The 14,507-nt window shown below is 74.1% G+C and carries 8 protein-coding genes; 3 read left to right on the top strand and 5 right to left on the bottom strand.

Going from position 1 to position 14,507, the window contains the following annotated elements:
* Position 1: 1 nt before the first annotated feature.
* The 3 genes from Dfulv_RS29755 to Dfulv_RS29745 form a co-directional block, all read right to left on the bottom strand.
* Positions 2–430 (bottom strand): VOC family protein, encoded by a 429-nt coding sequence (locus Dfulv_RS29755; protein WP_259857020.1) that lies wholly within the window; start codon positions 428–430, stop codon positions 2–4.
* A gap of 19 nt (positions 431–449) precedes the next feature.
* Positions 450–1,769, bottom strand: a complete 1,320-nt coding sequence (locus Dfulv_RS29750) for an ATP-dependent 6-phosphofructokinase (RefSeq protein ID WP_259857017.1) — start codon at positions 1,767–1,769, stop codon at positions 450–452.
* A gap of 67 nt (positions 1,770–1,836) precedes the next feature.
* Positions 1,837–2,865, bottom strand: a complete 1,029-nt coding sequence (locus Dfulv_RS29745; RefSeq protein WP_406567845.1) for a LacI family DNA-binding transcriptional regulator — start codon at positions 2,863–2,865, stop codon at positions 1,837–1,839.
* Positions 2,866–3,011: 146 nt separating this feature from the next.
* Here Dfulv_RS29745 and Dfulv_RS29740 point away from each other — a divergent pair, with 146 nt between their 5' ends.
* Positions 3,012–4,523, top strand: coding sequence for a glycoside hydrolase family 30 protein (locus Dfulv_RS29740; protein ID WP_259857015.1), 1,512 nt, complete (start codon positions 3,012–3,014; stop codon positions 4,521–4,523).
* A gap of 111 nt (positions 4,524–4,634) precedes the next feature.
* On the opposite strand, the gene Dfulv_RS29735 is transcribed toward Dfulv_RS29740, so the two are convergent.
* Positions 4,635–6,287, bottom strand: a complete 1,653-nt coding sequence (locus Dfulv_RS29735) for a methyl-accepting chemotaxis protein (RefSeq protein ID WP_259857014.1) — start codon at positions 6,285–6,287, stop codon at positions 4,635–4,637.
* A 163-nt stretch (positions 6,288–6,450) separates the two neighbouring features.
* Here Dfulv_RS29735 and Dfulv_RS29730 point away from each other — a divergent pair, with 163 nt between their 5' ends.
* Together Dfulv_RS29730 and Dfulv_RS29725 are read left to right on the top strand one after the other, a co-directional pair.
* Positions 6,451–9,321, top strand: a complete 2,871-nt coding sequence (locus Dfulv_RS29730; RefSeq protein WP_259857012.1) for a hypothetical protein — start codon at positions 6,451–6,453, stop codon at positions 9,319–9,321.
* Positions 9,318–12,155, top strand: a complete 2,838-nt coding sequence (locus Dfulv_RS29725; protein WP_259857010.1) for a hypothetical protein — start codon at positions 9,318–9,320, stop codon at positions 12,153–12,155. The genes Dfulv_RS29730 and Dfulv_RS29725 overlap by 4 nt, the downstream gene beginning before the upstream one ends.
* 3 nt (positions 12,156–12,158) lie before the next feature.
* Here the strand turns inward: Dfulv_RS29725 and Dfulv_RS29720 are convergent, their stop codons facing one another.
* Entirely contained in the window at positions 12,159–14,498 is a 2,340-nt protein-coding gene (locus Dfulv_RS29720; RefSeq protein WP_259857008.1) for a putative bifunctional diguanylate cyclase/phosphodiesterase, read from the bottom strand.
* Positions 14,499–14,507 lie beyond the last annotated feature (9 nt).

Here is a 14,507-nt window from a genome sequence, read left to right as displayed (position 1 = left end):
CTCAGCCGAGGCCGGGGATCGTGATGGCGCCGTCGGGGCCGAGCGGGAGCCCCGGGTTGTGGGCGATCTCCCAGACGTGACCGTCCGGGTCGGTGAAGCAGCCCGCGTATCCGCCGTAGAACGTCTCGCCCGCCGCCCGGGTGATCGTCGCCCCCGCCTCCGCCGCCGCGCTCAGCACCTCGTCGACCTCGGCCCGGGACCGGACGTTGTGCGCCAGGGCCACCCCGCCGAAGCCGTCGGTGCCGCGGTCCTCGATGCCGGAGTCGGCGGCGAGCTTGCCGCGTCCCCACAGCACCAGCGCCATCCCGCCGGCCTGGAAGAAGACGGTCTCCTCGACCTCCTGGCCGCGCCAGCCGAGCCGCTCGTAGAAGGCCCGGGCCCGGTGCAGGTCGGCGACGCCGAGCGTGACGATGCTGATGCGCTGCTCCACACCGGCGAACCTACCAGCGTCAGGCGAACACGGGTGGCTGTCCGGTGGCCTCCAGCACGGACAGCCACAGGTCGCCGTCGGGGTCGACCAGGTTGCGCGAGCTGATGGCCAGCGCGATCGGCACGTGGACGAACCTGCCGCGCCACCGGCCGACGACCATCTCGGTGCGGCCCGCCATCGCGGCGTGCACGGCGGCGTGGGCCAGACGGATGCAGTAGACGCTGTCGTACGGGTTCGCCGGCACGCTGCGGATCGTGTAGCTCGGGTCGATGTACTTCAGGTTGGCCTCGACGCCTCGGGCCGCGAAGTGGTCGGCGATGCGGTGGCGCAGGTACCGGCCGAAGTCCTCCAGCCGCAGGTTGCCCGACGCGTCCGTGCCGCGGGCCGACAGGTACTCCTGGCCCGCCCCCTCGGCGACGACCACCATCGCGTGTCCCCGCTCGACGACCCTGCTCCGCAGGTGCTCCAGGAAGCCGCCCGGCCCGTCGAGTGCGAACGGCACCTCGGGGATCAGCACGTAGTCGGCGTCGTTGTTGGCGAGGGCGGCGTAGCACGCGATGAAGCCGGAGTGCCGTCCCATCAACTGCACCAGGCCGATGCCGTTCGGGAACGCCGTCGCCTCGACGTGCGCGGCCCGGATCGCCTCGGTCGCCTTGGCGAAGGCCGTCTGGAAACCGAAGGAGCGTTCGATGTACGGGATGTCGTTGTCGATGGTCTTCGGGACGCCGACGACGGCGATGCGGCGGCCCCGCTCGGCGACCACCTCGGCGATCTTCAACGCGCCGCGCATCGAGCCGTCGCCGCCGATGACGAACAGGATGTTGACGCTCAGCTGCTCCAGGCAGTCGACGATCTCGTTCGGGTCCTGGTTGCCGCGGGACGTGCCGAGGATCGTGCCGCCGTACTCGTTGATCCCGGCGACGTTCTCCGGGGTGAGGTCGACGACGGGCCGGCCGTACCGCGCGGTGAGCCCCTGGTAGCCGTTGCGGAAACCGAAGATGCGCCGGACGCCGTAGTGGTGGGTGAGCTCGAGGACGAGGGCGCGGATGACGTCGTTGAGCCCGGGGCAGAGCCCGCCGCAGGTGACGATCCCGACCCTGGTCTTCGACGGGTCGAAGAAGATCTTCGCGCGCGGCCCGCCGGGCTCGAACCCGGGCAGCTCGTGGACGGGCACCCCGCGCGCGGTGACGAGTGCGACGGTGTCGTCGAGCAGGACCCGGTCGGTCTCGTCGACGTAGTGCCGGGTGGTCCGCCGGCGGCGCAGCAGCTCCGACAGCGGGGACTCGATGCGGCACTCGCCGAGCATGGTGACCTCGAGCCGGGCGCGTTCGTCGACCATGCGACCATGCTCCGTCGCGTACGTTTCGCGGTGATGAAATTGGGCTGAGGCACCTGCCCGCACCTGATCACGCGCCTGGCGCGGTCCGTGGGCGCTGCGGTGGGGGAGGGGCCGTGGAGGTGCGGACCACCAGTTCCGTGGCCAGCTCGACGTGCAGTGCGTCCAGCTCGTGCTCATCCATCAGCCGCGCCAGGAGCGTGACCGCCATCCGGCCCATCTCCTGCAACGGCTGGCGGACCGTCGTCAGGCCCGTCGCCTGGGCCAGGTCCAGGTCGTCGAAGCCGGTCACCGACAGATCCTCCGGCACCCGCAGGCCCCGCTCGGCCGCCGCGCGCAGGGCGCCAACCGCGGCCTTGTCGTTGAACGCCACCAGCGCCGTCGGGCGGTCCGGCAGGTCGAGCAGCTCGCCGGCCGCCCGGTAGCCGCGCTCCGTCGTCGGCTCGACCGCGCGCAGCAGCTCGGCGGACTGCAGCACCCCGACGTCGGCCAGCGCCGCGTTGTGCCCGGCCAGCCGGGCGTCGCTGACCAGCCACTCGGTCGGGCCCCCGATGACGCCGATGCGCCGGTGGCCCAGCTCGACGAGGTGCGCGGTCAGCTTGCGGGCGCCGGCGAAGTGGGCCGCCGAGACCGACACGATGTCGCGGGGCAGCGCGGTCCGCGGGTCGACGACCACAAACGGCAGCCGCTGCCGCTGCAGCTCGAGCAGGTCCTCGCCGGGCTCGGGCGGCAGGATCACGATGACCCCGGCGACGCCGTCGCGGCCCCGGAGGTCGGACAGCAGCGGGGTGCGGGCCGCGGCCTCACCGGCGGTGAGCACGAGCTGGCGGCCGTGCAGGCTCAGCGTCTCGGCGATCGACGACACGATCAGGCCGAAATAGTCGGTGAGGATGTACGGGCAGCGCACGAACACGGTGCCGCGCCGCGCCCGGGAGGAGGCGCCGGCCTCGGCACGGAGGCGTTCCGCCGCCTCGTGCACCAGCGCACGGGTCGCCGGGGTGACCGTGCTGTGGTGGTTGAGGGCACGGGAGACCGTCGCGATCGACATGCCGGTCTCGGCGGCGATGTCGCGCACCGTCACCCGCCGGGGCCTAGCCATCTGTTACATCCCCGCGTTTCACGATCGAAGCATAGAGGTTCCTGATGCCCTCTTGACAGTCAATGTCCGCAGCGGTTTCCTAGGGCCCTGCGATGTTACGACTTCGTTACATTCGTTTCATCGCCTAACACCTGGGGAGCTTTGCCATGCTCACACGCCTCAGCGGCGCGGTGGCGGCCGGGTGCGTCCTCGCACTCGTCGCCTCGTCCGGCGCCGGCGCGCACGCCGGTGGCCGGGACACGGCCGCGCGGGTCTGGGTCACCACCGTCGACCGCGCCGAACAGCTGCACGAACGGGCACCGGTCGCCTTTCGGCCGGGCACCTCGACCGAGGTGACGCTCACCGTCGATCCCGCACAGACCTACCAGCGCATGGACGGCTTCGGCGCCGCCATCACCGACTCCTCCGCCGACGTGCTCCACCGGCTCACCCCGGCACAGCGCGAGGAGACCATGCGCAAGCTGTTCGACCCGCGCAGCGGCATCGGGGTGAGCTTCCTGCGCCAGCCGGTCGGCTCGTCGGACTTCACCGCCGAGCCGGCGCACTACACGTACGACGACGTGCCGCCCGGCCAGACCGACTACACCCTGCGGCACTTCAGCATCGACCACGACCGCGCGCGGATCCTGCCGCTGCTGCGCCGCGCCAAGCAGCTCAACCCGCAGCTGAAGGTCATGGCCACGCCGTGGAGCCCGCCGGCCTGGATGAAGACCGGCGACTCGCTGGTCGGTGGCCGCCTCAAGGACGAGCCCGCCGTCTACGCCGCGTACGCGGCCTACCTGCTGCGGTTCGTGCTCGCGTACACCGCGGCCGGGGTGCCGATCGACTACCTCAGCGTCCAGAACGAGCCGCAGAACCGGCACCCGAGCGGGTACCCCGGCACCGACCTCCCGGTGCGCCAGGAGGCCAAGGTCATCGAGATCCTCGGCCCGCTCCTGCGGCTGTTCAGCCCCCGCACGAAGATCCTCGGCTACGACCACAACTGGACCACGCACCCCGGTGACGTCGCCTCCACCCCGCCCGGCGAGGACCCGGAGACCGACTACCCGTACAAACTGCTGTCCGGCCCGGCGGCCAAGTGGATCGCCGGTACGGCCTACCACTGCTACTCCGGGGACCCGTCCGCACAGACCGCGCTGCACGACGCGTTTCCGGACAAGGGGATCTGGTTCACCGAGTGCTCCGGCTCGCACGGCCCGGACGACCCGCCGGCGCAGGTCTTCCGCGACACGCTCGTCTGGCACGCCCGGAACATCGTCATCGGCACCACGCGCAACTGGGCCAGGTCGGTCGTCAACTGGAACATCGCGCTGGACAGCGACGGCGGCCCGCACCTCGGCGGCTGCGACACCTGCACCGGCCTGGTCACCCGCCACCCCGACGGCAGCGTCACGACCGACGCCGAGTACTACACGATCGGCCACCTCGCCAAGTTCGTGCGGCCCGGCGCGGTCCGCATCGCGAGCACCTCGTACGGCACCACCGGCTGGAACGGCCAGATCCAGGACGTCGCCTTCCGTAACCCGGACGGCTCGATCGCCCTGGTCGTGCACAACCAGAACGACGACCCGCGGTCGTTCGCCGTCACCGTCGGGGCGAGGACCTTCGAGTACACGCTGCCCGGCGGCGCGCTCGCGACGTTCGTCTGGCGCGGCTGACCGCAAGCGGCCGGGCCGGTGGCGACGGCGGTGGGGCCGTCGTCACCGCCCGGTGACGGTGAGGTGGCCGGTCGGGGCCGGCCACCTCACCACGACTCCTCCCGCCGGGCATCAGACCTTGAAGGCGCCGACGGCCCGCTGCAGCTGGTCGGCGAGCCGGCCCAGCTCCGCCACGGTCTGGTCGACCTCGGCGAGCGTGGACGTGGTGCTCTGCGCGGCGTCCGCGACCCCGGCGATGTTCCCGGCGATGTTCGTCGCGCCGTGCGCCGCGTCGTTGACGCTGCGGCTCATCTCGCTCGTCGTCGCGGTCTGCTCCTCGACCGCCGACGCGATCGTCAGCTGGTAGTCGTTGATCCGGGCGATGATCCGGCTGATCTCGCCGATCGCCTCGACCGCGTTGGCGGTGTCGGACTGGATCGCCTCGACCCGCCGGGAGATGTCCTCGGTCGCGCGGGCCGTCTCCTGCGCCAGGTCCTTGACCTCACTCGCCACGACCGCGAAGCCCTTGCCCGCCGCGCCCGCCCGGGCCGCCTCGATGGTGGCGTTGAGCGCGAGCAGGTTGGTCTGCTCGGCGATCGACGTGATCACCTTGACCACGTTGCCGATCTCGGTGGAGGAGTCGCCGAGCTTCGACACCGTCCGGTTGGTCGACTCGGCCACCCCAACCGCCTCGGAGGCGACCCGGGCGGCGTCGTTGGCGTTCTGCGCGATCTCCCGGATCGAGGCACCCATCTCCTCGGAGCCGGCGGCGACGGTCTGCACGTTGTGGGAGACGGTGCCGGCGTCGCCGGCCACCACGTTCGCCCGTTCGGCGGCGACCTGCGCGCTGTCGGCGATGCGGGCCGTGACGCCGGTCAGCCGTTCCGTGCTGCCGCCGAGCGTACGGGCGGCGGCGGCGAGCGTCTCGACGGTGCCGCCGATGCTCTCGTTCGCCTTGTTCACGGCGACGGCCATCGCGCCCAGCTCGTCGCGGCCGAGCACGTCGGCCCGGCGGGTCAGGTCCCCCTCGGCGACCCCGCGCAGGGTCTCCGAGACGGTGAGCAGCTGCGCCGTCATCCGGCGGGCGATCGCGAAGCCGATGAGCAGCGCCAGGGCCAGGCCGGCGACCAGCGAGCCGATCGTCCAGTTGCGGGCCACGGCGTAGTCGCTCCGCGCGGCCCGGGCCATCACCTCCGCCTCGTTGTTCTCCAGCTGCTGCAGCTTCGCCAGCGACTCGTTCATCTGTGCCTCGAGGCCCTGCCACAGCCGGGTCTGTTCGGCCATGTCGGCCGGCACGGTCGAGCCGGCCGCGGGTTGCTGCTGGAACACCACCACGTTGCGCAGGTTGGTGTAGTCCGACCAGGTCTTGGCGAACGCCGTGACCGCCGCCTCACGCGTCGCCGAGCCCGAGGTGAGCCGGCGGTACTTCGTGAGGGCGTCGGCGACCGCCTTGTCGCCGTTGCTGATGGCCTCCCGGGCGCGCGGCGCGAGGGTCGGGTCGTAGGCCGACCAGGCGGACAGCGACTGGCCCCGGTAGTTCTCGCTGACCCCCTGCCGGATCACGACGAGTTGCGACACGCTCTCCAGGTGCTGGGCCTTGAGCTGCTCGAGCCGCTCGTTCAGCTTGGACATGCTGGTGATCGACAGGATGCCCACGCCGATCGCGACCAGGGCCACGAGTGTGGTCCCCAGCAGGTTCTTCGTCCCGACCGGCAGGTCCGCGACCCACCCGCGGACGGCGTTGCGCGGGACGGTCACCTCGATCGACGTCGTGGAGTTGCTCATGCGGTTCACGCCCCAGGTGCGATTTGGTTGAACACCGGACGACCGGTTCATCGGCCGTCCGCACCGCACGTTGAGACAATGTCGCCGAAGGCCTGGGAACTCGGTGTTTCGAATGGGCATCGGGCATTGAGGTGATGGAAACGCTCCCGATATGGTCTTGCCCATGCTGGGCCTGATCGTCGATGCATTGCGGGCCCGACCCGTGCAGGCCTGCGTGATGGCACTCCTGGCCGGCGTCACGGTCAGCGCCGCCGTCACCGCCGACCGGGCCGGAGGCGCCGTCGAACGGACCGCGACCGAGGCGCGTATCAAGGCCGCCACCCCGCAGCAGCGGACGCTCAGCGTGCGCGGCAGCGTGGTGCTCGGCGACAACCCGGCCGCGGCCATGGACCGGTTCCGCAACCTCGCCGGGGCCACCGACACCGGCCGGGCCGAGCGGTCGATCACCGGTGCGCGGCTCGCCGGCGTGCTCCACAACGGCGACCGGCGGCAGTCCGCGGAGCTGCGCACCCTCGACGACGTCTGCGCCAACGTCATCATGACCGCGGGACGCTGCGCGACCGCCGACGGCGAGGTCATGATCGGCGCCGACATGGCGAAGGCGCTCGAGGTCGAGCCGGGCGGCACGCTGCGGCACGAGGCCACCCTCACCTCCAAGCCGGTCCAGTTGACGGTCGTCGGGTTCTATCAGCCCATGGACCCCGTCGGGTGGTACTGGGCCGGGCAGGCGGGGACCGCGGTCTTCACCACGCTCGCCACGATCGGCCGTGCCGGCTCGTCGGTCGTGGCCAGCTCCGACACGCTGCTGCGGCCCGCCGCCTTCGACGACGCCGAGGCCCTCGACACGGCGATCAGGCGGCTGGGCTCCCAGTCCGTGCAGGTGTCCTCCGGCGCGCCCACCCTCGCCGCCGAGGTCGCCACCGACCGCCGCGCGACCCTCCGCGGGGTGCGCATCATCGAGCTCCAGGTGCTGCTGTTCGGTGCGCTCGCGGTCGCCGTCGCGGCGGCCTACGCCGCGCAGGAACGGCGCGCCGACGCGGCCCGGATGGCGATCCGAGGCCTGCCCCGCCGGCGCATGCTCGCCGCCACCGCCGGGCAGAGCCTGCTGCCGCTCGTCGTGGGCGGGCTCGTGCCGTTCGCCGTCGCGTGGGCGCTCACCGGCGGCGCAGCGCTCCGGCAGTGGCCGCTGCTCGCCGGCTGCCTCGGCGTCGGCGCCGCCGTCGTCCTGGCCGCCGACTGGCTGGCCACCCAGCACTCCGTCGCCGCGCTGCTGCGCGCCGTCCAGCCGCGCCGGCCGCTGGCCGCCGCCACCGTCGAGGTGTGTGTGCTGGCCCTCGCCGCCGCGGCGGTGTTCCAGATCGTCGCCGAGCCCGCCGCCAACGTCCGGCGCGACACCGGGTTCGGGCTGTCACAGGTGGCCCCGCTGCTGCTGGCCGTCGGGCTGGGCGTGCTCGCCACCCGCGTGCTGCTCGCCGCGGCCGGGCTCGCAGGGCGTACCGCGCTCGCCGCCGGACGGGTCACCGGGGCCCTCGCCGGGCTGACGATCGGCCGGCGCCGCACCGCCTACCGCATCGTCCCGGTGCTCGCGGCCGCCACGTGCGTGGCGGCGCTCGCCCTGCAGGACTGGACCGGCGGCGCGGCCGCCCGGCGGGAGCGGGCCGCCGTCGAGCTCGGCGCCGACCGGGTCCTGCGCGTCGCGCCCGTCGCCCGGGAGCGCCTGCTGGCGGCGGTACGGTCCGCGGACCCCGGCGGCACGGAGGCGATGGCCGTCGTGGTCACCGGCGCGGCCGGGGCCCCGGTCGTCGCCGTCGACAGCGCACGGCTCAAGGCGGTGGCCGGCGTCGACGGGGCGGGTGTGCTCGACGGCGCGGCCGCACCGGCGCCGCTGGTGTTCGAGGGCGCCGACCTCGCCCTGCGCGCCGCCGGCTCCGGCACACAGGTCCGGTTCATGCTGTCCGTCACGGCGACCGGTGAACAGCTCGTTGCCGAGTTCGGCCCGGTGGGGGCGGAAGGCACGGTGACCGCCGTCGTGCCCGCCTGCGCCCGGGGCTGCCGCGTCGACGCCCTGGAGGCCGGCCGCGACACGGTCGAACTGATCGAGCTGCGGGCGGGCGGCAGGACCGTCATCGACCAGGCCGCCTTCGCCGACCCGACCCGTTGGCGTACCACGCTCGGCCGGGTCCCCAGCGGCATCCAGGTCGACCAGGGCGACGGCCGCCTCCGCCTCATCGACGTGCCCCGGCCGGGTGTCCGGGTCGTCGACAGCCGCCTCTACGCCGTCAATACGCCGGTGCCGCTGCCCGCCCTGGTCGCGGGCGGCGCCGTCGCCGACACCGCCGGCCACGACACCCCCACCGCGACCGTGTTCGGCACGCCGGTACCGCTGGCGATCCATCCGGTCACGGCGGTGCCCCGCGGCGGCACGTCGGGCGTTGTGGTCGACCTCGGCGCCGCGAGCCGCATCGCCGCCGGTGCCGGCCAGGCGGACCCTGCCATCGACCGGCCGGAGGTCTGGCTCGGCCCCGCGGCGTCCGAGCGGACGATCGACCGGCTCCGCGCCGCCGGGCTCACCGTCGTGGCCACCGACGACCTCGACGCTGCCACCGCCCGCGCGGGCCGCCTGGCACCCGGGCAGACCCTGCTCGCCGGGCTGGCCGGCGGCGCGGCCGCGCTGCTGCTCGCCGCCGTCGCCGCCGCGGTCGTGGCGGCGGTCGACCGGCGCCAGCGCGACGCCGAGCTCGTCGCGCTCCGGCGGCAGGGTGTCGACCGCACCACGGTCCGCAAGGTCGACCGGTGGTCGGCGGTCGCGCCGGTGCTCGTCGCGGTGCCGATCGGACTCCTCGCCGCCGTCGTGCTGCGGCTCCTCGCGCCGCCACCCGTGCGGCCCTTCACCGACCGCTGGCCGGTCACCGAGCCGGCCGTGCAGCCGCTCGCACTGCTCGCGGCCGGGGTGGCGGCACTGGCCGTCTTCGGCACCGTCGCCCTCCTCCGGCGCCGTGTCGCGTCCGCGGCCGAGGTCGGTGGCGGCCGATGACCGCGCTCGTTCTCACCATGTTGCGGTCCCGCTGGGGCCGGGCGCTCACCGTCGCGCTGCTGACCGCGCTGGCCACCGCGTGCGCGGTCGCCGCCCCGGTCTACGTCCACCGCGTCGACCGGCAGATCGTCGCCAACGAGGTGGCCCACGCCGACATCACCGCGCGGAACATCCAGCTGTCGGGCCTGGTCGAGGCCAGCGGTGGCATCACGTCCACCACGTTCGAGAACCTCGCCGACGGCTGGCTCGACGCACCCGGCTACGCGTCGGTGTTCTCGGCGCAGTTCCCCGCGCAGCCGGCCGACCTGGAGGCCGCCAGCGCCGAACAGATCAGCCGGATCACCTTCCGGGAAGGACTGTGCGAGCACGTCGTCGTGGTCTCGGGGCGCTGCCTGATGGGCGTCGGCGAGACGGTCCTCAGCGTGAGCTCGGCACAGCGGCTCGGGCTGCGTCCCGGCGCGGCGGTGTCGCTGGTGGGTTCGCAGTACATGGAGACGCTCAAGGCGTACGTCCCGGCCGGTGATTCGACCGGGCTCACGGTGGTCGGGATCGTGCGGCCGCGGGACACCACCGAGCCGTACTGGGGCACCAGCGGCGCCCTCGCCGACACCGCCAGCCCGGCGTTCGCGGTCGACCGGCGGACCCTCGCCACCTTCGTGCGCCCGAGCGAGCTGCAGACCTTCGAGGCATATCCGACGCCCGGCGCGATCAGCGTCGAGACGCTGCCGGAGCTGCGCGAGTGGCTCACCGGCGCCAAGTCGCGCAACAGCGACACCGCCCGGATCAGCACCGACCTCGACGACCTGCTCGACCGGATCGACAAACGGCGCGCGCAGGTGCGCGCGACGGTGCCGTTCGCCGTCGCGCCGCTCCTCGTCCTCGCCTGGGCGGTCATCATCCTGGCGGTGTCGGCGGCGACGCGGGCCCGCCGGTTCGAGCACGGCATCATCGCGCTGCGCGGCGTCGCCCGGCATTGGCGGTGGTGGCTGGCGATCGGCGAGACGCTCACCGCCGTCTCGATCGGTGCTGTCGCCGGGTTCTCGGCGACCGGCGGCTGGACCACACCGGGCGCGCCGCAGTACGCGGCCGTCGCCGTCCTCGGCGTGGTCCTGGTCTCCGCGGCCGTCGGCATCCGCACCGTGTCGGCGCCGGTGGCGGCGCTGCTGCGGGAGGTGGACCGGCGCGGGTCACGCCGGGGCGTCATGGTCGTGCTCGTCGCGGTCGCCGCCACCGTCGCCACGTTCCAGCTCCGCGGGGCGCCGGGCGGGGTCGCCATGGTCGCGCCCGCCCTCGTCATGCTCGCCGTGGCGCTGCTCGCCGCCCGTGCCCTGCCGCTCGTCGCGGACCGTTCGGCGCGGCGCGCGCTGCGGCGCGGCCGGCTCACCGGCGCCCTCGCCGCGCTCCGGCTCGCCCGCCGGCCGATCGGGGCCCGGCTGCTCGTCGTGCTCACCGTCGCCCTCGCGTCGCTCGGCTTCGCGGCGGCCGCGACCGCCGTCCTCGACGAGCGCCAGGCCGCGGTCGCCGACGTGCAGACCGGCGCGCCGGTGGTGCTGTCGGTCGAAGCGGCCAGCCGGGCGCAGCTGCTGCGGGCGGTCCGCGCCGCGGATCCGGACGGCCGGTTCGCGATGGCGGTCGTCCCGGTGCCGGCGAACCCCGGCGCACCTGCGGCGCTGGCGGTCGACGCGACCCGGCTCGCGTCGGTCGCGATCTGGCGCCGCTCGGCCACCGCGGTGCCGCCCGCCGACCTGGCCGGCCTGCTGCGCCCGCCGGTGGCCGGCGCACCCGTGCTGGTCACCGGCGACCGGATCGACCTGGACATCACCGTCACGCAGCTCGACCGGTCGGACGTCGGCCTCGAGATGACCGTCGCCCCGACCGGCGGGCAGGCCGCCATGACGGCCTACTTCGGCTCGCTGCGGCTCGGCCGGCACACCTATTCGATCGGGGTGCCGTGTACCGGCGGCTGCCGGGTCGTCGCGGTGACCGTAAAACTGCCGCCCTATCTCGGGCCGACCGTCACGCTGACCGTCCACAACCCGCCGGCCACCGAGTGGCGGCTCGCTCCGGGCGCCTCGGCGTTGTCGGCCACGGGTGGCGGGGTCGCGTTCACGCTCCCGGCGACGGGGCGCGACGGCGCGGGGACGATCCGGCCGGTCGACGCGCCGGAGGTCCTGCCGGTGGTGTCGACCGGGCCGCTGCCGCCCGACGGCGCGTTCGGCGGCCTCGACCGCAAGGCGGTCGCCGCGAAGGTGGTCGCCACCGTGGACCGGCTGCCCCGGCTGGGCGACAACGGCGCGTTCGTCGACCTGGAGTACGCCGACCGCCTCGCCCTCGACAGCGACGCCGACGGAGCCGAGGTCTGGCTGTCCGCCGACGCGCCGCAGGCGATCGTCGACACGTTGGTGGCCAACGGCCTGGCGGTCGGGGACCGGCGCACCGTCGCCGACGCCCGTGCCCTGCTGGCCGGCGAAGGCACCGCCCTCGGGCTGCGCTTCTACCTCATCGCCGGCCTCCTGGCGGTGGCCCTCGGCGGCGCGGCCCTGGTCGTCGGCACGCTGGGCACGAACCGCACCGACCTGCGGGCGCTGCGGGCGCAGGGCCTCCCGGCCCGGGCGGCGGCCCTGGTCGAGCCGCTGGCCGCGCTGCGGCTCGTGCTGACCGCCGGGCTCGCCGGCGTGCTGGCCGGCGTCGTCGCGTGGCTGGTGGCGGCCGGTTCGATGCCCGGGCTGAACGGGACGGGGGTGCCGCCGCCGGGCCCGCCGGGGCTGGCGCTCGGGGGAGCGCTGCTGGTGCTCGCCGTGGTCGCCCTGGCGACGACGGTCCGCCGCCGGTAGCCGTCAGGGGACCGGGTCGGCCAGCGCCGTGTCCTCGGCGCCGGCCTCGAGGGCCAGCGCGCCCGTGGGTGCCACCTGGCCGAGCGGGCCGGAACGGCCGTAGCGGTGCCCCTGGCCGTACCGGCAGCCGAGCGCCGCCATCGTCATCGCCTGCTGGTCCGTCTCGATGCCCTCGGCGACCACCGTCACGCCCAGGCCGGTGCAGATCTGCACGATCGACCGGCAGATCGCCTCGCTGCGCCCGCCGCCGGCCGCGGCGAACGAGCGGTCCAGCTTCACCTCGTCGACCGGCATCGCGTGCAATTGGGCCAGCGCGTTGTAGCCGGTGCCGAAGTCGTCCAGCGCGAACCGCACGCCGAACCGGCCGAGCCGCCGCACCGCGCCCGCGGCGGCGCCGAGATCGGGCAGCGGCACGGTCTCGGTCAGCTCGAGCAGCAGCCGGTGCGGTTGCAGGCCGTGGCGCAACACCGCGGCGCGGACCGTCTCCTCGTGCTCCGGCCGGCCCAGCCGCGCGGCCGAGGTGTTGACGTGCACGGCGATGCCGGCCCACGGCCCGCGGAAGGCGGCGGCGTCGCGGCAGGCGCGGTCGAGCACGAAGTCGTCGACGAGGCGGATCAGACCGATCTCCTCCGCCGTCGCGATGAACACGTCTGCCGGCACCGGGCCGAGGCTCGGGTGGGTCCACCGGGCGAGCGCCTCGACGGCGACGACCGTGCCGTCGGCGAGCCGCACGATCGGCTGGTAGTGGACGTCCAGCCCGTGCCCGTCGCGCAGCGAGGAGGCCAGCAGCTCGGCGAGGTCGGAGCTGCCCGTGCCGTCGGGGAGATCCATGCGGTACCGCACGAGCGTCCCCTTGCCCTGCCGCTTCCCCGCGTACATGGCGGCGTCGGCGCGGCGCAGCAGGGCGTCGGCGGACTGGACGGGGCCGTGCTCGCCGGCCTCGACCAGACCGATGCTGGCGCCCACCGTGACGGTCGTGCCGCCGAGGTCGAACGGCCGCAGCAGCGCCGCCATGATCCGCTCGGCGGGCCGGGTCGGGTCGTCGCTGCCCTCCAGCAGGACGGCGAACTCGTCGCCGCCGACCCGGGCGACGGTGTCACCGTCGCGCACCGACGATCGCAGGCGGTCGGCGACCTGGCGCAGCAGCCGGTCGCCGGCGTGGTGGCCGAACCGGTCGTTGACCGCCTTGAAGTCGTCGAGATCGCAGAACAGCACGGCGAGCGGCCGGCCGTCGCGATGGTGCAGGGCGAGCGCGTGGTCGAGCCGGTCGTGGAACAGCACCCGGTTGGACAGGCCGGTGAGGGCGTCGTGGAACGCCTGGTGCTCCAGCCGCGCCTGGCTGTCGGAGACCCGGTCGAGCAGGACGGCGTTCTCCACGAGGGTCACCGCCTGGCGGATGATGAGCAGCGAGATGACCGCCGTCTCGACGGTGATCTCGACGCTGTCCATCGGGATGCCGCGGACGAGCTGCACGATGAGGAGCACTCCGGTGCCGGCGACCGGCACGTACGGCAGCAGCAGGTGCCCCCAGCGGGCGTGCGGTCCGGGCCGGCCCGGCTCGTGCTCGTCGGCCGGGGTGAGCGCGGCGACGGCGACGAGTGCCTGCCCGGCGATGAAGCCGGCGTTGAAGAGCGGCGGCATGTTGTCCGCGCCCTTGGACACCAGATACGCGAAGACGCTGTCGGAGAACGACAGGCAGAGCAGGCCGATGCCCAGCACGGACAGCTGCCACCGGTTCGCCGCCGACGCCGACCCGGCGATCAGCAGGATGACGATGACGGTGAGCAGCAGGTCGGTGACGGGGTACGCGATCGCGACCGTGTACGCGAACGGGGAGGCGGCGCCGGCACGGACCACCGAGCCGAGACTGGTCGACCAGGTGAGCACGAACAGGGCACCGACGACGATCAGCCCGTCGAGCACCATGACCAGCTGGCCGGGGCGGCGGCGCGGGCCGCCGTGCGGAAGCCGGTCGGCGGCGAGCGCGACGAGCGCGGGCAGCGCGAACACCGGCAGCACGAGGTAGCCGGCGTCGGCGAGTGACGGCGACGGCAACGCGTCGTCGCGGAACAGCTGATACCACGACCAGATGAACTGGCCGATCAGCCAGCCGAAGGTGCCGGTGCCCATCCAGAGCCGCCAGCGCCGCTGAGCGCCGGTGTGCCGACGGGCGGTCAGCCAGCAGGCGAGTGTGGCGGCGGCCCCGGCGAGGAACTGGCCCACGTCGTCGACGAGCATCGACCGCCAGGGGCTGAGCACGCCCGAACTTCCCAGCGCGACGACGGCGGTCACCGAGACGGCGGCGACGGCCAGCGGAGCGGGAACGGATCGGCGCGACGGCATTGGAGCAAT

The organism is Dactylosporangium fulvum (assembly GCF_025137375.1).
GTDB classification, from domain to species: domain Bacteria; phylum Actinomycetota; class Actinomycetes; order Mycobacteriales; family Micromonosporaceae; genus Dactylosporangium; species Dactylosporangium fulvum.
This window is presented reverse-complemented; position numbering and strand designations above follow the sequence as displayed.

What these genes read in the sequence shown, in the direction of transcription:
- Dfulv_RS29750 (WP_259857017.1), bottom strand. Translation starts at nt 1,769, where the DNA reads ATGGTCGACGAACGCGCCCGGCTCGAGGTCACCATGCTCGGCGAGTGC.
- Dfulv_RS29735 (WP_259857014.1), bottom strand. Translation starts at nt 6,287, where the DNA reads ATGAGCAACTCCACGACGTCGATCGAGGTGACCGTCCCGCGCAACGCC.
- Dfulv_RS29730 (WP_259857012.1), top strand. Translation starts at nt 6,451, where the DNA reads ATGCTGGGCCTGATCGTCGATGCATTGCGGGCCCGACCCGTGCAGGCC.
- Dfulv_RS29745 (WP_406567845.1), bottom strand. Translation starts at nt 2,865, where the DNA reads ATGGCTAGGCCCCGGCGGGTGACGGTGCGCGACATCGCCGCCGAGACC.
- Dfulv_RS29720 (WP_259857008.1), bottom strand. Translation starts at nt 14,498, where the DNA reads ATGCCGTCGCGCCGATCCGTTCCCGCTCCGCTGGCCGTCGCCGCCGTC.
- Dfulv_RS29725 (WP_259857010.1), top strand. Translation starts at nt 9,318, where the DNA reads ATGACCGCGCTCGTTCTCACCATGTTGCGGTCCCGCTGGGGCCGGGCG.
- Dfulv_RS29740 (WP_259857015.1), top strand. Translation starts at nt 3,012, where the DNA reads ATGCTCACACGCCTCAGCGGCGCGGTGGCGGCCGGGTGCGTCCTCGCA.